Annotated in this window: 16 protein-coding genes; 5 read left to right on the top strand and 11 right to left on the bottom strand. The window is 58.4% G+C overall.

Annotated elements, in window-relative coordinates; translation table 11 throughout:
* The 4 genes from GRX76_RS07430 to GRX76_RS07415 all read left to right on the top strand — a co-directional run bounded on the left by GRX76_RS07430 (position 1) and on the right by GRX76_RS07415 (position 5304).
* Positions 1–1314 carry an ABC transporter permease gene (locus tag GRX76_RS07430; RefSeq protein ID WP_160152724.1) on the top strand — a complete coding sequence of 438 codons (1314 nt, stop codon included), beginning with the start codon at positions 1–3 and terminating at the stop codon, positions 1312–1314.
* A gap of 27 nt (positions 1315–1341) precedes the next feature.
* On the top strand, positions 1342–2553 hold the full coding sequence (locus GRX76_RS07425) for an ABC transporter permease (protein WP_160152723.1): 1212 nt from the start codon (positions 1342–1344) through the stop codon (positions 2551–2553).
* 73 nt (positions 2554–2626) lie between these two features.
* Positions 2627–3973 carry a sigma-54 dependent transcriptional regulator gene (locus GRX76_RS07420; RefSeq protein WP_160152722.1) on the top strand — a complete coding sequence of 449 codons (1347 nt, stop codon included), beginning with the start codon at positions 2627–2629 and terminating at the stop codon, positions 3971–3973.
* Positions 3973–5304, top strand: coding sequence for a PAS domain-containing sensor histidine kinase (locus GRX76_RS07415; protein WP_160152721.1), 1332 nt, complete (start codon positions 3973–3975; stop codon positions 5302–5304). The genes GRX76_RS07420 and GRX76_RS07415 overlap by 1 nt, the downstream gene beginning before the upstream one ends.
* Before the next feature lie 20 nt (positions 5305–5324).
* Here GRX76_RS07415 and GRX76_RS07410 read toward each other — a convergent pair whose 3' ends face one another.
* From GRX76_RS07410 to GRX76_RS07360, 11 genes are all read right to left on the bottom strand, one after another.
* Entirely contained in the window at positions 5325–5669 is a 345-nt protein-coding gene (locus tag GRX76_RS07410; protein WP_160152720.1) for a hypothetical protein, read from the bottom strand.
* 36 nt (positions 5670–5705) lie between these two features.
* Entirely contained in the window at positions 5706–6092 is a 387-nt protein-coding gene (locus tag GRX76_RS07405; RefSeq protein WP_160152719.1) for a hypothetical protein, read from the bottom strand.
* 111 nt (positions 6093–6203) lie between these two features.
* Entirely contained in the window at positions 6204–6461 is a 258-nt protein-coding gene (locus tag GRX76_RS07400) for a hypothetical protein (protein WP_160152718.1), read from the bottom strand.
* Between the two features lie 47 nt (positions 6462–6508).
* Positions 6509–6778 carry a hypothetical protein gene (locus GRX76_RS07395; RefSeq protein WP_160152717.1) on the bottom strand — a complete coding sequence of 90 codons (270 nt, stop codon included), beginning with the start codon at positions 6776–6778 and terminating at the stop codon, positions 6509–6511.
* Positions 6779–7056: 278 nt separating this feature from the next.
* Positions 7057–8691, bottom strand: a complete 1635-nt coding sequence (gene aceF / locus GRX76_RS07390; protein ID WP_160152716.1) for a dihydrolipoyllysine-residue acetyltransferase — start codon at positions 8689–8691, stop codon at positions 7057–7059.
* Positions 8692–8715: 24 nt separating this feature from the next.
* Entirely contained in the window at positions 8716–11385 is a 2670-nt protein-coding gene (gene aceE, locus GRX76_RS07385) for a pyruvate dehydrogenase (acetyl-transferring), homodimeric type (protein ID WP_160152715.1), read from the bottom strand.
* Positions 11386–12029: 644 nt separating this feature from the next.
* Positions 12030–12707, bottom strand: a complete 678-nt coding sequence (locus GRX76_RS07380; RefSeq protein ID WP_160152714.1) for a class GN sortase — start codon at positions 12705–12707, stop codon at positions 12030–12032.
* Positions 12704–15106: a marine proteobacterial sortase target protein gene (locus tag GRX76_RS07375; protein ID WP_160152713.1), complete on the bottom strand. Its 2403-nt coding sequence runs from the start codon at positions 15104–15106 to the stop codon at positions 12704–12706. Before GRX76_RS07375 ends, GRX76_RS07380 begins: the two co-directional genes overlap by 4 nt.
* Positions 15107–15334: 228 nt before the next feature.
* Positions 15335–16438, bottom strand: coding sequence for a phosphoribosylaminoimidazolesuccinocarboxamide synthase (locus GRX76_RS07370; RefSeq protein WP_160152712.1), 1104 nt, complete (start codon positions 16436–16438; stop codon positions 15335–15337).
* 130 nt (positions 16439–16568) lie between these two features.
* Entirely contained in the window at positions 16569–17681 is a 1113-nt protein-coding gene (locus tag GRX76_RS07365) for an AI-2E family transporter (protein ID WP_160152711.1), read from the bottom strand.
* 73 nt (positions 17682–17754) lie between these two features.
* On the bottom strand, positions 17755–18036 hold the full coding sequence (locus tag GRX76_RS07360) for a sulfurtransferase TusA family protein (protein WP_160152710.1): 282 nt from the start codon (positions 18034–18036) through the stop codon (positions 17755–17757).
* A 167-nt stretch (positions 18037–18203) separates the two neighbouring features.
* Between GRX76_RS07360 and GRX76_RS07355 the strand changes: the two genes are divergently transcribed.
* Positions 18204–19730: a M48 family metalloprotease gene (locus GRX76_RS07355; RefSeq protein ID WP_236250593.1), complete on the top strand. Its 1527-nt coding sequence runs from the start codon at positions 18204–18206 to the stop codon at positions 19728–19730.
* Positions 19731–19808: the final 78 nt, after the last annotated feature.

Raw genomic sequence — 19808 nt, 5'->3', positions numbered from 1 at the left:
ATGTTTGGATACTACGTTTCCCTGGCGCTGCGCAGCCTGCGCCGCACACCGGTGCTGAGTGCGCTGATGGTCGCGGCCATCGCCGTGGGCGTCGGCGCAGCCATGACCACCCTGACCCTCAACTATATGATGTCGCGCAATGCACTCGCGGCTAAAGATGACGTGCTCTATGCCGTGCAGCTGGATGCCTGGGATCCCCACGAAGCAGCGGACAACCCCAGTGAAATGCCCTGGCAGCTGACCTACCAGGATGCGGTCAACCTGCTGCGCTCGGACATTCCGGTAAACCAGGTTGCCATGCACCGCTGGGGCGGCCCCATTTCCCTGGAGAATTCCGATATACGCCCGTTTACCGCCAACTCCCGAGTCACCAGCCGTGATTTCTTCTCGCTGTTTGATGTGCCCTTCCTTTACGGCGGCACCTGGTCAAAAGAAGCAGACCAAAGCCCGATTCACCAGCTGGTACTCTCGAAGGAAAGCAACGAAAAACTGTTCGGCGGTGAAAACAGTGTCGGTCGCACCGTCAACTTCAACGGCGTGCCCTTCACGGTAGTCGGCGTAACCGATCACTGGCAGCCCAGCCCGAAAGTGCAAGACCTGAACAACGGCCACTTCAACAAGTCCGCGGAAGCATTCCTGCCCTTCGGCCTGCACCGCACCTTTGAAATTTACCCCTGGGGAAACACCAATGGCTGGAAATCGGAGCAAATCAATAGTTACGAAGACCGCCTGAACAGCGACATGGTGTGGCTGCAGTACTGGGTACAGCTGGACACGCCGCAGCAAATCGAAGCCTATCGGGATTTTCTCACCGGCTATATCCGCGAACAGAAAGAACAGGGGCGCTTCCCCCGCCCGCTGAAATTCGGTCTCAGCAAGCCTTCCGAGTGGCTGCTGCTGAACGAGGTCGTGGACGGCGATGACCGCATGCTCAACTGGCTGTCGCTGGCCTTCCTGCTGGTGTGCCTGGTAAACGCGGTTGCATTGCTGCTGGCCAAGTTCCTGCGCAAGGCGCCGGAGGCTGGTGTGCGTCGCGCGCTCGGCGCCAGTCGCAACGCGGTATTCAGCCAGCACCTGGTGGAAAGCGCCTGTGTCGGGCTGCTCGGTGGACTGGCGGGTATTCTGCTCACTCTTGCCGGCCTGGCGCTGATTCGACAACTGCAGATGGGTTACATGGATCGCGTTGCCTCCATGGACTGGACCATGATGCTGGCAGCCATTGGCCTCGCGGTCGTGTCCAGCCTGCTGGCCGGCTTCTACCCGGCATGGCGCATCAGCCGTACCAATCCGTCCATTTACCTGAAAACCCAGTAAGCCAGTGCAAGCAGAAAGGAAATAACCATGTTGGAACTGCGACCCATTTTATCGGCGCTGTGGCGCCACAAAGTCTCTGCACTGCTGATTGCACTGCAGCTGGGGCTCACACTCGCCATCGTCAGCAATGCGCTGGTGGTCATGAACGAGCGTACCGAGCGCATGTCCCGTCCCACCGGTATCGCTGAAAATGAAATTACCACTTTTCATTTCATGGCGATTCCCAAGGACTACGACATGTACGATGCCTTCCGCCAGGACCTGGATATGATCCGCTCCCTGCCGGGTGTGGCCAGTGCCACCATCAGCAACCATGTCCCCCTGTCCGGCAGCGGATCTGCCAGTGGCTTCTATACCGAACCCAACCAGGAAACCGGTGGGATGAGCGCCAACTACTACACCACCGATGAACACTTCATCGATGCGCTGGGAATGAAGTTGATCGCCGGCCGCGGGTTTTACCCTGAAGAGGTGATGAAAATCAGCCCCAGCAGCAACGATCGCCCGACCATCGCAGTGGTGACCCAGAAATTTGCCGATGACCTGTTTCCCGAGAGCGATGGCAATGTGCTGGGCAAAGCGTTTTTCAACGGCGGTGACGACCATCCGATCAAGATTGTCGGTATCGTCGAGCGCAATCTGGGCCCCTGGCCCAATTCCGCACTTGCCGGTCGCGGTGCCTTTTACCCGGCCATTACCGACCGCTGGTTCTACTACATCGTGCGCGCCGAACCCGGGCAGCGCGACGCAGTACAGAAACTGGTCGAGGAGAAGCTGGCGGAGCGCGATGGCAACCGTGTGATCAACTCCTATACCATCGAAGAGGAAAAGGCCCAGTACTACGCCGGGGACAATACGATGGTTAAGGTACTGAGCGGCGTCGTCATCCTGCTGACCTTTATCGTTGCCCTCGGCATCATCGGTCTCACGGTATTCTGGATTACCCAGCGCCAGAAGCAGATCGGTGTACGACGTGCACTGGGCGCCACCCGTACCGCCATCTGCCGCTACTTCCTGCTGGAAAACCTGATGATTGCGGCAACGGGCATCGCCCTGGGTACCGCGGCGGCGCAGATTTTCAACGGCTTTCTGGTCCGGGAATTTGAACAGCCCGCGCTGCCTCTGAGCATTACCGTGTTTTGCGCCGTGACACTGCTGGTCGTGAGTCTGGCGGCAGCCCTGGTACCGGCACTGCGCGCGGCGAATATCTCTCCGGCAACCGCCACACGCAGCGTTTAAAGCAAGGTACACTTGCTCCTCCACCGAAACGGGCGCCCTCGCCCGTTTCTCTCGTGCAGCCAAGATCAAAATTATGGATAAAGTTCTTGTCATAGATGACAACACCAGCATCATCTCTGCCCTGTCCCTGTTGTTATCCCTCCACGATATTCAGACGCTCTCCGCCATCACGCCCCAGGCGGGCCTGCAACTACTGCGGGAAAACCCGGACATCAGCCTCGTCATTCAGGATATGAACTTCACTGCGGATACCACCTCCGGTGAAGAAGGCCACGCGCTGTTTTTCGCCCTGCGTGAGCTGCAACCGGATATCCCGGTGATATTGCTCACCGCCTGGACACAGCTGGAGATGGCGGTGGAGCTGGTCAAAGCCGGCGCCGCCGACTATGTGGGCAAGCCCTGGGACGACAACAAACTAGTCGCCACCATCAAGAACCTGATGGAGCTGCACGAGCTGCAGCAGCAACAGCGGCAGACCCAGAGCCGCGAGCAGCAGGCGCGCGAACAATTGCAGCAGCAATTTGATTTGCAGGATATTGTCTACCGCAGTAACAGCGTGCAAAAGCTGCTGGAAATGGCCACCCAGGTGGCCCACTCCGACGTACCGGTGCTGATCACTGGTCCCAACGGCGCGGGCAAAGAAAAAATTGCGGATATTGTGCAGGCCAACTCAAGCGTAAAACACGGCCCTTACATCAAGGTCAATGTCGGCGCCCTGCCGGAAGAGTTGATGGAAGCAGAACTGTTTGGCGCTGAGGCCGGTGCCTACACCGGCTCAGGCAACAAGGTTCGCCAGGGGCGGTTCGAGGCCGCCGATGGCGGCACCCTGTTTCTCGACGAAATCGGAGAGCTCTCTGCCAGCGGTCAGGTAAAACTACTGCGGGTACTGCAGACCGGAGAATTCCAGCGCCTCGGCAGCAGCCAGACCCGCAAGGTACGGGTGCGCGTGATCAGTGCCACCAACAGCAACCTGCAGCAAATGATCAGCGACGGCAGTTTCCGCCAGGACCTGTTCTACCGACTGAATGTGATCGAACTGAAACTGCCGCCGTTGAGTGAGCGCCCGGAAGATATTCTGCCTCTGGCCCGTGGTTTCCTCGCCCGCACCGGAAAACAACTGGGCCCGCAGGCACAGCAATGCCTGATGCGCTACAGTTGGCCCGGTAACGTGCGCGAACTGCAAAATGTGATGCAACGCGCTGCGGTGCTGACCAAGGGCGACACCATTGATGAGGCGACCCTGGCGCTGCCGGAAGACACCCAGCTCAAGGTACCGGAGCACAGCTTCGAACCCAGCCGTGAACTGCTGGAACAGACTCTCGCCAACTGCAACGGCATCATCGCCCAGGCCGCACGCGAACTGGGATTAAGTCGGCAAGCTCTGTATCGCCGGCTGGATAAATACGGAATTCCCTACTGATGTCCCGAGGTACACGTTCGAAAATCTCCATCGAGGGAAAACTGTTCGCCACCGTATTGCTTTCGGTGGCGCTCGGTAGCGGTATTCCTATTGCGCTATTGCAACTGGGGGCCCAGCCGATACTGGCATGGAGCGCAGGCCTGCTACTGGCGCTGACGCTGACCTTTATTCTGTTGCGCCCCATTACCCGCAACCTCAACCGCGCACTGTACAGTCTGGAAGGCGGGCTGCTGAATTTTCGCGATGGCGATTTTTCCATTTCCCTGGCACTGGATCGCAAAGACCAGTTAGGACAGCTGGCAGAGCTGTACAACGAAGTGGGAGAAATATTGCGGCGCGAGCGCGCGCACATTCACCAGCGGGAGCTGTTGCTGGATACGGTCATCCAGAGTTCACCACTGGCGCTGTTACTGATCGACCAGAGCCAGCACATCATCTATGCCAACACCAGCGCCCGCCACCTGCTGCATCAGGGAAAGCCACTGCAAGGACATTTACTGGAGCAGATTCTTCCCGTATGCCCGCCGGAGCTGGCGCAGGCAATCAAAAACAAACAGGATGGCCTCACCAGTTACCTCGATGGCGACAGCAGTCATACACTGCATATCAGCAACAGCACCTTCGTACTCAACTCACAACAACATCGCCTGATTTTGCTGCGGGAAATGACACGGGAGCTCACCCGGGCCGAAGTACAGGTGTGGAAGAAAGTGATTCGCCTGATCAGCCACGAGCTGAACAACTCCCTCGCCCCCATTTCCTCCATGGCCCACAGCGGCAAACTGCTGTCCGAAAAAATTAACTCTCAGCAACTCGCCGGCGTATTCGACGTTATTGCCGAGCGCTGCCGGCATCTCACTGCATTTACCCAGGGGTATGCGCGCTTTGCCAAACTGCCTGCGCCCAGCTGTGAAGAAGTGCCCTGGGCAAAACTGGTGGCCCGCTTGCAGCCACTCCACCCCTTCACACTGACCGGAAGCCTGCCCGCAAGACCCGGCTATTTCGATTCGGCGCAGATCGAACAGGCACTTCTGAATCTGTTAAAAAATGCCGCGGAATCTGGCAGTCCGGCGGAATCCATTACCCTGCGCATTGAGAGCGATGCCCACGGGCAGCTGCTTACCGTGGAAGACCGCGGCGCCGGTATGAGCGACAAGGTGCTGCAACAGGCTCTACTGCCGTTTTACTCGACCAAGCCGCAGGGCGTAGGGTTAGGCTTGGCACTCTGCCGGGAAATCGCCGATGCCCACGGTGGACAAATTCGCTTGCACAATCGCAGTGGAGGCGGGCTTCAGGTCAGCCTGTGGCTGCCGTGGCCGGAAAGCGCTTGATCACCCAGGCGATAACAGAGCTAAGGTCGAGGAAAGAAAACGGCATACAGACGTGTCAGCAGGGACAGCGGGATACAAACCAGCATAATCAATATCCCGAGGATACCGCGCGCCAGGTCACTGCCCTCGCGATGCTCCTCGTCCTTATCCGCGAGATAGGCATTGAAGCAGTGATCGGGGCCGTCGATGGGACGAAAGGTGAAATCGATGATCCGCTCCATCAGCTGCCACCAGGGGCGGAACGGCGTTTCCTTGACCCGCGCGAAAAAACCAGTGCGGGCGGAGATAGTGGCGTCGGGATTGCCGCCAGCGATGGCATTGCCCAATTGATCAATGGCCACCAGGACGCCTTTAATCCAGATCATACCCGCTGGATGGTCACTGCCTAGCCACAGCCAGTCCTAGACGCCAACCGTGTGGCAGCGAAGCCCTTCGCTGTACATCCAGCACCTGCCACCTTCCGGGCAGGGTGCCTCCATTGCCATGGGTGAGGAGCCGGCCGGGCACTGCGGTGTGCGGCCAGCGGTACACCAGGCACCCGTATCCAGCTGATAACACACCGCATCATCTACCAGGCAGGTGTTGGCCGTCGGCACCTGCATATCCCCGGCAAAACAATCGCGTGGATAGGCGGGTGTGAGGTTGGCGGGCAGAGGTGGCTGGTAATAGGTTGCCGGTGTACCGGTAAGGTCACACCAGAAACCATCCAGGCTCGCGGCATTTTCAACACGACCGGCACAAGCGGTCATCAGAATGGTAGCCAGCAAGACAAGCTGACGCAGTTTCATAACACTTCCCCTGTGACATTCGGTCCTGTGACCGTCTATAAGGGCGCTCCCTGCCCCAAAACGGATATTCAACTACTGCCAGCCAAAACGCGGCTCGAATAAGCGGCCAGTTTACTTTTCATAAACAATGCAGCGACGACCGCCGGAAATTTCATAGCACTGGGCGGTAGCCGGGCAGATAGACCCGGGGGCCAGCTCTTCGGCATCACCGGGACAGCCATCGTAATTGGTTTTCTGCTCCGCCACCGGCTGGCGGGGAATGGGCGCACTGTTAGGGTAGACCACCTGATCGCGCACACTGCTGGTACCGCAGGCAGAAAGTAGTGTTGCTGCCGCCAACAGGGAGAGAAGTGTCACTCGTTTGCGCATAGGGCCTCCTTAACAAAGCAACCGGTTGCATCTAGAAAGTTACGGAATCAATAGACCCGCATTACCGGAAAAAACCAACAGGCCGAACCGACTCTGGCGTTGTCCACATCGGTTGAGCACTGGCGGCTGGCCGCAGGCGGTGCCGCGGCATTGGGCAGGTAATTACCCACCTCCACAAAGTCCGCGCTCTGGCTCTTGTCATCCGGATTAAAGAAAAATGGATCGTAACTGTTTTCGTTTCCATACGGCACGAAGATACAACCCTGTAAGCAGAGTGTGGCGCCCAATGCCACCACTGCAATCCCTGTGCGGCTCATCGCTGACTACCTCGCAACTTGACCTTTCCTTCGCCACTTCACTTCGCAACCGCCACACCCCGGAGAAGTCCGTCTTCCGGAACAGGTGTCGGTACTTTCAGTTTAGCGGGTAAGAAGTGTACGACGTCGCTGTATAACTTTTAACCAGAATTAAAAGCGTGAGATTCAACGGCAGCAATTATCTGCCGCCAGCAAGTGCCAGAGAAAAAACCACAAGCGCAAAAAAAAACGCCGGGGGAAACCCACCGGCGTTTTTTCTAACACTTACGCAACTGAAATTACAGCAGCAGCTTGCGCACGTCGCCGAGCACACCGGCCAGATAAGTCAGGAAGCGTCCCGCATCGCCACCGTTTACTGCGCGGTGATCGTAAGACAGTGCCAGCGGCAGCATCTGACGGGGTACGAACTCCTTACCGTTCCACTCCGGGCGAATTGCCAGTTTGGAAACACCGAGGATACCCACTTCCGGCGCATTGACGATCGGGGTAAAGCCGGTACCACCAATGGCGCCGAGGCTGGAGATGGTGAAGCAGGCACCCTGCATATCGCGGGGCTTCAGCTTGCCGTCACGGGCGGCGATCGCCATGGCGGTCGCTTCTTCTGCCAGCTCGTACAGGCCTTTCTTGTCCACATCGCGGATAACCGGGACCATCAGGCCTTTCGGGGTATCTACCGCCATGCCGATATGCACGTAGTCCTTCTTGACGATGTGCTCGCCATCGTTGTGCAGGGATACGTTGAAGCTCGGTACTTCGCGCAGGGCAGCCGCGGCCGCTTTCAGCAGGAAAGGCACAGGAGTAAGTTTTACGCCACGCTTTTCTGCTTCGGCTTTCATGGACTTGCGGAAGTCTTCCAGCTCGGTGATATCCGCGTCGTCGAACTGGGTAACGTGCGGCACGTTCAGCCAGTTACGGGACATATTCGCCGCGGTGAGCTTGTGAATCTTGCTCATGGGCTCGGTAGTCACCGGGCCGAACTGGCTGAAGTCGATCTCCGGCATCGGCGCAATGCCAATGCTGCCACCAACACCACCGGCGGCACCACTCTCGGCCTTCTTCACCTGCTCTTTGATGTAGGCGTTGAGGTCGTCTTTAGTAACGCGGTTGCGCGGGCCGGTAGGCTTGACCTTGTTGAGGGTCACGCCCAGCTCGCGGGCCAGTTTGCGCACGGCGGGGCCGGCGTAAACCTCGGCGGATGGGGTGTGGTCGCGCTCTACGTGCGGGTCTTTTTGCGGTGCGGCCGGAGGCTCTTGTGACGCCGCAGGCGCAGGAGCTGGCGCAGCGGCCGGAGCAGGTGCGGCTGCCGCGGGTGCTGACGCAGCGCCACCACCAGAGACGGTCTTGATCACACCGATGACATCACCGGTGGAAACCTTGTCGCCTTCCTTCACCGAAATGGAAACGATGGTACCGGAAGTGGAAGACGGCACGTCCATGGACGCCTTGTCACCTTCCACCACGATCAGGGCATCGCCCTCTTCCACGGAGTCACCGGCAGAGACAGAAATCTCAATCACGTCCACGGAATCGGCGCCGCCGAGATCCGGAACCTTGAGTTCCTCTTCTTTCTCTTCACCGGCAGCTGCCGCTGGCGCCGGAGCTTCTGCAGCAACCGGGGCCGGAGCAGACTCTTCGGCCGGTGCCGGGGCGGGTTCTTCCGCCGCTTCACCTGCCGCTTCGGTTTCCATTTCACCGATGACATCGCCTTCGGAGACCTTGTCACCTTCCTTCACGGAAATGCTCAGGATCTTGCCGGCGAAAGGTGCGGGCACGTCCATGGAGGCCTTGTCGCCCTCCACCACGATCAGCGCATCCTCTTCCGCTACCGTGTCACCCACGGCAACGGAGATTTCAATTACATCGACCTGATCGGCACCGCCGAGATCAGGCACTTTAATGACTTGTTTTGCCATATCTCTAGTTTCCTTATCGCGGGGTTAGACCAGACGCGGATTTACTTTTTCCGGGTCAATGTTCAGCGCCTTGATGGCATCCGCCACCTCGCTGGCTTCGATCACACCCTGCTTCGCCAGGCCAGTCAGCGCGGCAATCACCACGTAGTTGCGGTTCACTTCGAAGAAGCGACGCAGCTGCTCGCGGCTGTCGGAGCGGCCGAAGCCGTCGGTGCCGAGGGTAATCATGTCGCCGTCGATAAACTCGCGCAGCGGCTCCACGTAGGCACGGATGTAGTCGGTGGAAATCACCACCGGAGTCTCGTTGCCTTCGAACTGTTCGCTCACCCAGGCCTTACGCGGTGCCTCGGTGGGGTGCAGCATGTTCCAGCGCGCCACGTCCTGCGCTTCGCGGGAAGCTTCGGTGGCGGAGGTCAGGTTCCACACGTCGGAGGTCACACCGAACTGATCCGCAAGGATATCGGCTGCGGCCATCACTTCGCGCAGGATGGAGCCAGCGCCCACCAGCTGTACGTGCTTCTTCGCCGCTTTGCCTTTGGCGGGCTTGCGGGAATTGGTGTCCAGCTTGTAGATACCGCGGATAATGCCTTCTTCCACACCCTGCGGCATTTCCGGCTGCAGGAAGTTTTCGTTCTCTACGGTGACGTAGTAGAAGAGGTTCTGCTGCTCTTCGTACATCTCCTTGAGGCCCTGGCGAATGATTACCGCCAGGTCGTAGCCGAAGGCCGGATCGTAGCTCTTACAGTTCGGGATGGTGCCGGACAGTACCAGGCTGTGACCATCCTGGTGCTGCAGACCTTCACCGTTCAGGGTGGTACGGCCAGCGGTGGCACCGATCAGGAAGCCGCGCGCCTGCATGTCGCCCGCAGCCCAGGCGAGGTCGCCAATGCGCTGGAAGCCGAACATGGAGTAGTAGATGTAGAAAGGCACCATCGGCACGCCGTGGTTGCTGTAGGCAGTCGCCAGAGCCATCCACGCGGACATAGCACCGGCTTCGTTGATGCCTTCTTCCAGCACCTGGCCTTTCTTGTCTTCCTTGTAATACATGATCTGGCCGTGGTCGACCGGCGTGTATTTCTGGCCCTGGGAAGAGTAGATACCCAGCTGACGGAACAGACCTTCCATACCGAAGGTACGGGCTTCGTCCGGCACGATCGGCGCGACGTTCTGGCCCATTTTCTTGTCTTTCACCAGCACGGACAGCGCGCGTACGAACGCCATGGTGGTGGAAATTTCGCGGTCGCCGGAGCCTTTGGTCAGGGCGCTGAAGGCGTCCAGTTCCGGGATTTCCAGCTTGGCCACTTCAGTGCTGCGAGAAGGTACCGGGCCACCCAGTGCCTTGCGGCGCTCGGCCATGTACTTCATTTCCGGGCTGTCTGGCGCCGGACGGTAGTAAGGGACTTCTTCGATTTCCTTGTCGGTAATCGGAATCGCGAAGCGGTCGCGGAAACGCTTCAGCGCTTCGGTATCCATCTTCTTGACGTTGTGGGTGTCCATCGCCGCTTCACCGGCAGCACCCAGGCCGTAACCTTTTACGGTCTGTGCCAGGATCACGGTGGGCTTGCCCTTGCTCGCCATGGCTTCGGCGTAGGCCGCGTACACTTTGTACGGGTCGTGGCCGCCGCGGTTGAGCTTCATAATCTCGTCGTCGGAGAAGTCCTTGACCATCTCCGCCAGCTCCGGGTATTTGCCGAAGAAATGCTCGCGGGTGTAGGCGCCGCCATTGGCTTTGAAGTTCTGCATCTCGCCATCGACGGTTTCGTCCATGACTTTCTGCAGCAGACCTTTTTCGTCTTTTTCGAACAGCGGGTCCCATAAACGGCCCCACAGGACCTTGATCACGTTCCAGCCGGCACCGCGGAATACGCCTTCCAGCTCCTGCACGATCTTGCCGTTACCACGTACCGGGCCGTCCAAGCGCTGCAGGTTACAGTTGACCACGAACACCAGATTTTCCAGCTTCTCGCGGCCCGCCAGGGCGATAGCGCCGAGGGATTCTGGCTCGTCACATTCGCCATCGCCCAGGAATGCCCACACCTTGCGATCGCCGCGCGGCGACAGGCCACGGGCAGACAGGTAACGCATGATGTGCGCCTGGTAGATCGCCTGGATCGGGCCCAGGCCCATGGATACGGTGGGGAACTGCCAGTATTCCGGCATTAGCCAGGGGTGCGGGTAGGAAGACAGGCCATTGCCGTTCACTTCGCGACGGAAGTTGTCCAGCTGCTCTTCGTCGAAGCGGCCTTCCAGATAGGAGCGGGCGTAGATCCCCGGTGCACTGTGGCCCTGGAAGAAAATCAGGTCGCCACGCTCTTCACCTTCGTTGCCGCGGAAGAAATAGTTAAAGGCAACATCGTACAGGGTCGCTGCAGAAGAGAAACTCGCAATGTGGCCGCCGAGGCTGTCACTGTTGGAGTTGGCGCGCACCACCATGGCCAGCGCGTTCCAGCGGATCAGGGAGCGGATTCGACGCTCCATGAACAGATCGCCGGGCATACGCTTTTCCGCGTCCTGCGGAATGGTATTGCGGTAAGGGGTGGTGATGGCCGCCGGCAACTGAACGCCAGTGTTGGTGGCGCGGTCAGACAGCTGCTTGATCAGGAACGCGGCGCGTTCCTTGCCGCTGTGGCGGATTACCGCCTGCAGCGCGTCCAGCCATTCCTGCGTTTCCTGAATGTCGGTTTCTTCGTGCATCAAATGCTCCTCGGCGAATATACGACGTCGAGTCGGTTTTTTATGGTCAGAATTTTTGCTGCGCAACAGTACCTCAAACCCCGGAGGCTACTCACAAATAGATACCGTAATCGCCAATTCACCGCCTGAAGTGGCGGAAAAGCAGCGTTCACCAAACAGCGTTTCAGCACTGGTGAGTGAAATCAGAGGGACTGTGCGACCTGAATACCGCCGGTTGTTGAGACCGGCTCGACATGAATTCGGCATTGAATTCGAAAGTGCTTACGGGGTCAGCCAACCAATATTTGGACCGGATTCAGCACCTCAATTGGTGCCACTGTCCTCAATTAACGGACCGGTGTAAGCAAGCGGAGGCGATTGTAGTATTACTACAAACGATTTACCAGATAGGACGATTAGTAACAAATAAAACCAAATTCCAAAACAAATAGTTTTCCCAAACCCTGTTCAGCGGATAGTTTTGCCGTGAATTCGGGAAATTCGGTTACAAAATAGAGTCCAGAAATCACTTTTTGGTCACGCTCGTACCAAGTCGCCAGGTTTTCGACGGATAGTCGCTTCCAGCGCCAACCACCCGGTCCGTCAGCAGCACCTGGACCAGAATGCAAAAGCCCCCTGCAACCTGCGGGCAGCCTGCCAATAAGCTATAGCTCAACTACCGATTCAGCTGTCGATCCAATCATCGATTCAGCCCCCGATTCAATCATCGATTCAACCACTGCTGGCCTATCCACTTGTTCTGCGTATACCAGGTATCTCAGGGGGCCACCGGCATCCACCGCGTCAAAAGGGTAGCAGGTCACCAGCATCACGCCGGCGGCATTCCCCGATTGCGAAAAGCTCGGCAGGACTCCGCTGCGGCTATCAACCACCCGAGCCTCGCGCACCGCATATCTGTGCCAGCGACCATCGGCCCCCTGCAGCTGAACCGGGGACCCCGGATGCAATCGCTCCAGCCCTCGAAAATGCGTGTCCCGGTGTGCAGCAATGACGGTGATCGGCACTGCAGCACCGCCATCTGGTGACGGGATGTCTGTTTGAACCATCCCGGGCCCAAAAGCCAGCGCTTGTCCGCTGGCTCCTTCAAGTACCACCAATGGCTTTTCATCACCCAGTTGCAACCGGGCCACTGGCCAGGTGTCTGCCCAGGGCCAGGGCTTGTGTATTTCGCCACTGGCAATTTGGCGCTGCCAGGAATCGCTGATGAGGTACTGCGCCAGCTCCGCCTTGAGCCACAGCCAGCTGCCACTGCCCAACTGCCAGAGCCCTGCGCAGATCAACAGCCTGGACAGCCAGCGCGCGCCCTTACCAGAGAGTGTCATAGCCCGCCCCCTGCCAATCGCTGCGCGCGAGCGTCGGTTCGACGCACATCCGGCAACACACTGCGCAACCAGCGGCGAACACTGCGCTCGAGCGCGCTGCGCCACCGGCGCAGGAGACCGCAAACACCCGGGGTTCTCACCGCCTGAACATTTTGCCGCGGCTTTTGCAGCCGACGCAGCAAGCCGCCGAGTGAGAAAAGCAGTGCCGCCAGTAACCACTGTCCATAAATGCCATTGGCAGTAGCGGGATAGGTAAACGGCTGCTGCACTTGTCCACGGGCGACCGCATTCGGCACCGGGCTCGACTTGAGAGATTCACTCGCGGGGCGTACCGGCAGCTGTTCCACCGCAACAAAGCTGGTGTAGGGACTGGTGAGTTGATAATCCAGTGCCAGCTGTACTATCTGCTGACGCAGCGGATCCTCACTTTCCGGCCCAGCCAGTCTGCCCCGCTCGCGCTGTTGATCTCGCAGCGATGCGATCTTGGCCCTTGCCCACAGACTGCCGATACCCTTGCCGGCGCTGTCCACCGCCAGTTGTGATAGCGCCAGGCTGCGAGTGAAACGCTTGCCAGCGAGGCGGCCACTGATTTTGACTTCACCCGCGCTGTTGCTGCCAGGTATTCCTCCCTCAAACTGCGCCACCAGTTGCACCGGCTCACCGCGGTACAGATCCGGCAGGCGCTGTGGATAAGCTTCCACTTTTACGCCCTGAGGCCACTGGACCTGCAGATCGGTTACCAGTGGGCTTTCCAGCTTTTCAAACAAGGCACCCATTTTGGTTTGCACCTCGTTCAAATCGCCAATCTGTACAAAACTGCCCCGTCCATATTGCGCCGCTTTGGTCATAAAGAAACGGTTGGGCGCCGAGCCGATACCCACGGTAAACAAACGCACCTCACCCAGGCGCTGGCGAATCAATTCGAACAGGGCACTCTCATTGCCAACGGCCCCGTCGGTAATAAAAATCACCTGACGCACCAGCTCGCCGATCTCATCGCTGAGCTGCTGGGAGAGAGCTTGTTTCAACGCTGGCGCCATTTCAGTGCCGCCGCGGGCGTGAAGTGATTCCACCCAATCTCGTGCGCGCTGGATATTTTCCGGGGTCGCGGCAAGCGGCCTTGGGTACAGCGCTTGGGTATGACTGTTAAATTCGATCACGTTGAAACGATCCGCAGCACCCAAACGCGACAACGCCAACAGCAGGCTTTCTTTCGCCTGGCGAATTGAATTGCCGCCCATAGAGCCGGAGGTATCCACCACGTACACCACTTCCCGCGGTAACTTGCGTGTGTTGGTATTTTCCTGGGGAGGCAACAGTAGCAATTGCAGATACTGACGGGAATCTTTCGCCGACTGCTCCGCAAACATGGCCGCCGCCGGCATCGAGGAGCCCTGCGGCCGCCAGAAGAGAGCAAAATCCCGATCCATGGACGCACTGCCCTGCTTCAGCTGAATGCTATAGCGATGATCACTTGTGCTGCGAAAATCGATTTCGTGATAGGGACTGTAAATATCCGCAAGTGGCAACCCTATCCCGAGGTCGATACAGATTTTCATCTGGTGACTGCCCTGCTCCGCGAGCTCAGACATCGGCTGCATCACCGGAGAAATCAAGTCCGCATCCGGCACCTGATCCGTAGGCAGTGACCAACCGTGCGCATTAAAATGCACATTCTTCTCGGCAGTCACCGGCTCACCCGGCATGTAGCGTGGCGTCAGGGTACTGGGAAAATGCAGGCTGAACTGGCCGCGGTCAAACCGCAAGGTCTGCAGGTAGCGCACTTCCACGGCTACCTCTTCTTCCGGTGCGATATTGGCAACACGACTGGTAAACAGATTTGGTCGTTGCTGCTCCAGCAGTGCTGCACGTTTCCCCTCCTCCCGCGCCTTTTTGTAGATCTGCTGCGCCTGGTGGCGCTCGCGTACCTCACCGACAATGCGCCGTTCACCAATGACAATATCCATTCCATTGACAGCTGCATTCTCCGGCAGCGGCAGCACGTACACCGCCTCTTGCCAGTGTTTCGAGGTATTGGCGAATCGTTGCTGAAGTGTCACTTCCGCAACCAGGCCACGTACCTTGACCTCAACTTCTGTGCCGAGATGAATCGCAGGAACGTAGCGGCCCGGTTCTGCGGCCTGAAATAGCAAATCACCACTGCCGGATTCGCTCATGCTGACACTGTTAAATGCGTGACCGGTTTCAACGTCATCGACCACACTCAGCTCCTGCGCTTTGGCGCCCATGGCTGCAACTAGCACAGCAGCTGCGGTCACCAATAACAGAAGCCAGCTACCTGTCCGATTTTTGCGGTAGCGGCGGCGGTAATATTCGCTGGTTGGAAGAATCAACAAGTCGCGGTGAATACGCGGTGTATGAAAAAAGGAACGATTCACTGGTGCCTCCAGGGTTTTCATCAATGAAGGCATTAAACAGAGGCAAGTGGGCAACAGAGGGGTATAAAGCGGGCAAGGCCGGGATCAATTGTGGCGAATTGTGGCTTGGCGTTCTTTTCTTTTTTGCTGGGTCTTCGCAGCCACTTTAGTGGCTGCAAATCACCGCCCCCCAAAAAGCAAGAAACCGGCACAGAGGCCGGTCTCAAAATAAACAATCCAAAATTCGACTCAGTCAATCAGACCGTAACCATCCCGCAAAACCTGAATGATTTCTGCCTTGGGATTGTCGGAAATCGCCAACTCTCCGCCAATGATTTTCTCGGCAATACCAACGTAAGTGGCGGAAACATCCATCAGCATGGATTCCGGCAGCTCGTTGTCGCGGGCCAGGGCCTCGCGCTCGTCCATGCGGTCCTTGTTCAGCAGAATGTCCGGGTCGGGGAAATAGTTCAGCAATGCCTGGCGGAAGCCTTCTTTGGAGTTTTCCACCACTTTGCCATTGCGGTACTGCTCGCCCTCCCAGATGCGGGAAGAATCCGGGGTGCCCACCTCATCCATGTAAATCAGCTTTTCTTTGCCATCGGCATCGGTCACGTAGCCGAACTCGAACTTGGTATCCACAAACACCTGGTCCAGTTCAGCCAACGCCGAAGAAATCACATCGAAGCCCTCTTTCAGTAGCTTCTCGTATTGGGCGATATCACTCTCACGGCTGAATCCGAACGCAGCGAAATTGTCTTCGATGTTCTTGCGGGTGATATTCACATCGTCCGCCTCCGGCACACCGGGAATACCGGTGAGAATGCCCTTGGTGGAAGGGGTAATCAGTAACTCGGGAAGCTCCTGGTCTTTCTGCAGGCCATCTGGCAACTGGATGCCACAAAATTCGCGCTCGCCCTTGCTGTAAGAGCGCCACATGGAGCCGGTGATGTACTGGCGAGCGATGGCTTCAATCTTCACCGGGCGTGCCTTCTGCACGATCCACACCGCGGGATGCGGGATATCCAGGATGTGGCTGTCTGCCAACCCCTGCTCCTTGAACAGGCCAAACCAGTGATTGGCAATGGCGTTCAGTGCTGCGCCCTTACCCGGAACACCGCGCATACCACCTTCACCGGTCCAGATACAGTCGAAGGCGGAGATGCGGTCGGAGATGACCATTACCGCCAGCGGCGCGTCGGCAGCCACCGGGTAACCCTTTTCTTCGATCAGGCGCCGGCTGTCTGCCTCGGTGAGCCAGTATACCGAGCGGACTTTGCCGCTGTGCACAGGCTTGTCGGTGCGGATCGGCAAATCGTTATTCACTGCCAGTACTTTGTCAGCAAGGCTCATGGGTCTTTCCTGTGGCTGTTTCAATAGCTAGTTTTGCGGCCCCGCGCCAGGGCGGCGGCGCGACCAGAATAAAGCGCGGGATATTAGTGCCCCAGACGGGAGAATGCCACTCCCGCCGAAGCCAGGAGAATCAATTGGTTTCTTCGGCTTTTTCGGCAGCGGCCAGCAGCTCACGCTCCTGCCACGCGGCCTGGTGATCTGCCGTGGGCCAGGCATTCATGATCGCCTTGGCAAGCGTAGCCAGCGGGATAGCGAAAAACACCCCCCAGAAGCCCCAGATACCGCCGAATACCAGCACCGCCAGAATGATCGCTACCGGGTGCAGGTTGACGGCCTCGGAGAACAGGATAGGCACCAGTACATTGCCGTCGAGCAGCTGGATAATGCCGTAGGCGAACATCAACCAGAAAAATTCGCTGCTCCAGCCCCACTGGAACAGGCCAATGGCCGCCACCGGGATGGTTACCACCGCCGCACCGATATAAGGAATCAGCACCGACAGCCCCACGGCTACTGCCAGCAACAGTGCGTAATTGACGCCCAATAACAGGAAGGCGACATAGCTCACCACCGCCACAATGGCGATTTCGATCACCTTGCCGCGCACATAATTGGCCACCTGGTCATTCATCTCGTGCCAGATCTGGCGCAGCATCGGTCGCTGCTGCGGCAGGAAGGAGGCGCACCAGTTCAACAACTTGCCGGAGTCCTTGAGGAAAAAGAACACCAGGATAGGAACAATCACCACATAGATCAGCACCGCCGCAAAGATCGGCAGGTTGGCCAGGGAGAAGGCAAACACGGTTTGCCCCAAGGTACCCAGTTCACTGCCCAGTGTGGTGAAGATTTCATCTATCTGCTGGGCGGTCACCAGCCGCGGGTACTGCTCAGGCAGCAACAACAGCAGCTCGTGGCCCTGATTGATCATATTCGGCAATTCATCAAACAGCCGCCCCGTCTGGCGCCAGATTATCGGCAGCACCACAAAAAGAAGGCCAACGATGGTGCCAACCAGCACCACGCAGGCGATGGTCACCGACAGCCAATGCGGTACCTTCCAGGATTGGAGCCGCTGCACCATACCCTGCATCAAAAAGGCGATGACCAGCGCGGCCAGCACCGGGGCCAGTACCCCTCCCAGGGTCGCCAGCACCACCATCGCTGCCAACAGCAGCAACACCAGTAGTACCACCTCTTCCTGGCTGAAATAGCGATTTATCCAACCCCTTACAATCGCAAGCATAAATACAGATCTCTCACAGACTCTCGTCTTTTTATGGTCTCAAAACCCGCCAAACGGGCTCAATAAGCGTCGATTATTCGCCGGACACACACTGGAGCCAGTAGTGGAATTCACTGCCACGCTGCTCGGCCCGCAGCAAAGGTACACCACTCAACCTACAAAAACTGCGGATATCCCGCTGGGAGGCCGGGTCGGTGGCCAACAGGTGCAGTAGCTGCCCCACGGCCAGCTGCTTTATCCCCCGGCGCATGGCCAGTAAAGGCTGCGGGCAGGGAAGGCCACGGGCATCTACCCTGTATGCGGAGTCCCACGGGTATTCCCGGGTGGCGGTGGCCGGACTATCTGATTTGGTCATAAAAGTGCGGTAAAGAACCGTTAATGCCGCGAATTATAACGGCGCCCCCCGGTCTATGGGTCATTGAAGTAGAACCTTTTGCCCTGGAGCTGATCAAAACCTCGACAGTTTCACAGGGTTACGTATAGTGTTAGCCGTAGGCAAACCCGGCAGGCGCAGTAAACAATATGACCGAGATCCCTTCCAAGTTCAGGCAACCCACGCAGGCGAGTGGCGGCCCCCTGAAGCGCTACTGGCAGCGGCTGCGCAATGCCGCGATAGGTATTGGCGCCGGCCTGCTGCTGGGCGCCAGCCCCCTGATAGCAACCGCACAAGACGACCACCATATTCAGCTTCCGCAGCTGGGTGACACCAGCAGTGGCCTGGTGTCCCGGGCAAGGGAGAATGAACTGGGCGAAATGTGGCTGCGCATGTTCCGCAGCCAGGTGCGCACCTCCAGCGATGCGCTGCTGCAGCAATATGTAGAGAACTCCCTTAAGTCCCTCGCCGAATACAGCCCCCTGGAAGACAAGCAACTGGATGTGGTGGTGGTCAAAAACGACACCATGAACGCCTTTGCGGTACCTGGTGGCGTGGTGGGCGTGCACACGGGTTTGTTCCTGTTTGCCGAAAATGAAGACCAGTTTTCCTCGGTACTGGCGCACGAACTCGCGCACCTTAGCCAGCGCCACTACGCCCGCTCACTGGAAGCCCAGCGCAATAGTACCCTGCCCACCCTGGCCGGCATGCTCGGCGCCCTGGTGCTTGCCGCCACCGCCGGCGGCGACGCCGGCATCGCCGCCATGACGGCCACTCAGGCGGCCGCCCTCGACAACCAGCTGCGCTTCTCCCGCCAGAACGAGCAGGAAGCCGACCGCGTTGGCATTGAGACCCTGGCCAAGGCCGGTATGGATCCCCAAGCTGCCGGCGAAATGTTCGAACAGATGCTGAAAGCCACCCGCTACTACCGTCGCCCGCCGGAGTTTCTACTCACTCACCCGGTTACCGAAAAACGAATCGCCGACGCCAAGCTCCGCGCGAATCGCATGGAGAAGATCCCGCTGCGCGACAGCCGCGAATACCACCTGATGCGCGCCCGCATCCGGGTCAACGCCGAAGCCACCCCGCAGCAGGCAGTAAAGCGCTTCCAGGCGGAGCTGCGCGGCGTTAACGACAATGAAGACGCGGCTCGCTACGGCCTGGCACTGGCCCAGACCGCGGCAGGCAAACCAGATACTGCGCTGGAGACGCTACAACCGCTACTGGACAGGGAGCCGGACAAAGACGCCTTCGTGCTGGCGCGCGCCGATGTCGATCTCTCGCGCCACGATTACACCAGCGCCACCAAACGCCTGCAGCAGGCGGTGGATAAAAACCCGAAAAACCACGCCCTGATCATGGGACTGGCCAACGCGCACTTTAAAGCCGGCAATTATCTGGCGGCAGAGAGGATCCTGAAGAAGCACAGCCGCGTGCGCCGCAAAGATCCGGCGGTCTGGTACCTGCTGGCGGAGACCCACGGCCTCGCCGGTGACATCGTCGGCGTGCACGAAGCCCGCGCGGAGTACTACATTTTGAACGGTGTTTTCGACAAGGCCCTGCAACACCTGCGTCACGGCGTGCGCCTGGCACAGAACGACTACCAGACCCACGCGATTCTGGAACAACGGATGAAAGATGTGATCAAGATGCAGGAGAAGGCGAAGGAGCTTTAATCCTTCTTAGCTTGATATGGTTTTAAAGCTGGAGCGGTGGCGGTAAAGCACCGGGCATCCGTTTTCGAAACCGCTGTG

Source organism: Microbulbifer sp. ALW1, from assembly GCF_009903625.1.
In the GTDB taxonomy this organism is placed as follows: domain Bacteria; phylum Pseudomonadota; class Gammaproteobacteria; order Pseudomonadales; family Cellvibrionaceae; genus Microbulbifer.
The sequence above is the reverse complement of the archived record's forward strand: the minus strand, read 5'-3'. Positions and strand labels throughout refer to the sequence as shown.

Coding starts and splice junctions, on each gene's coding strand:
- GRX76_RS07430 (WP_160152724.1), top strand. CDS start 1: ATGTTTGGATACTACGTTTCCCTGGCGCTGCGCAGCCTGCGCCGCACA.
- GRX76_RS07425 (WP_160152723.1), top strand. CDS start 1,342: ATGTTGGAACTGCGACCCATTTTATCGGCGCTGTGGCGCCACAAAGTC.
- GRX76_RS07420 (WP_160152722.1), top strand. CDS start 2,627: ATGGATAAAGTTCTTGTCATAGATGACAACACCAGCATCATCTCTGCC.
- GRX76_RS07415 (WP_160152721.1), top strand. CDS start 3,973: ATGTCCCGAGGTACACGTTCGAAAATCTCCATCGAGGGAAAACTGTTC.
- GRX76_RS07410 (WP_160152720.1), bottom strand. CDS start 5,669: ATGATCTGGATTAAAGGCGTCCTGGTGGCCATTGATCAATTGGGCAAT.
- GRX76_RS07405 (WP_160152719.1), bottom strand. CDS start 6,092: ATGAAACTGCGTCAGCTTGTCTTGCTGGCTACCATTCTGATGACCGCT.
- GRX76_RS07400 (WP_160152718.1), bottom strand. CDS start 6,461: ATGCGCAAACGAGTGACACTTCTCTCCCTGTTGGCGGCAGCAACACTA.
- GRX76_RS07395 (WP_160152717.1), bottom strand. CDS start 6,778: ATGAGCCGCACAGGGATTGCAGTGGTGGCATTGGGCGCCACACTCTGC.
- aceF (WP_160152716.1), bottom strand. CDS start 8,691: ATGGCAAAACAAGTCATTAAAGTGCCTGATCTCGGCGGTGCCGATCAG.
- aceE (WP_160152715.1), bottom strand. CDS start 11,385: ATGCACGAAGAAACCGACATTCAGGAAACGCAGGAATGGCTGGACGCG.
- GRX76_RS07380 (WP_160152714.1), bottom strand. CDS start 12,707: ATGACACTCTCTGGTAAGGGCGCGCGCTGGCTGTCCAGGCTGTTGATC.
- GRX76_RS07370 (WP_160152712.1), bottom strand. CDS start 16,438: ATGAGCCTTGCTGACAAAGTACTGGCAGTGAATAACGATTTGCCGATC.
- GRX76_RS07365 (WP_160152711.1), bottom strand. CDS start 17,681: ATGCTTGCGATTGTAAGGGGTTGGATAAATCGCTATTTCAGCCAGGAA.
- GRX76_RS07360 (WP_160152710.1), bottom strand. CDS start 18,036: ATGACCAAATCAGATAGTCCGGCCACCGCCACCCGGGAATACCCGTGG.
- GRX76_RS07355 (WP_236250593.1), top strand. CDS start 18,204: ATGACCGAGATCCCTTCCAAGTTCAGGCAACCCACGCAGGCGAGTGGC.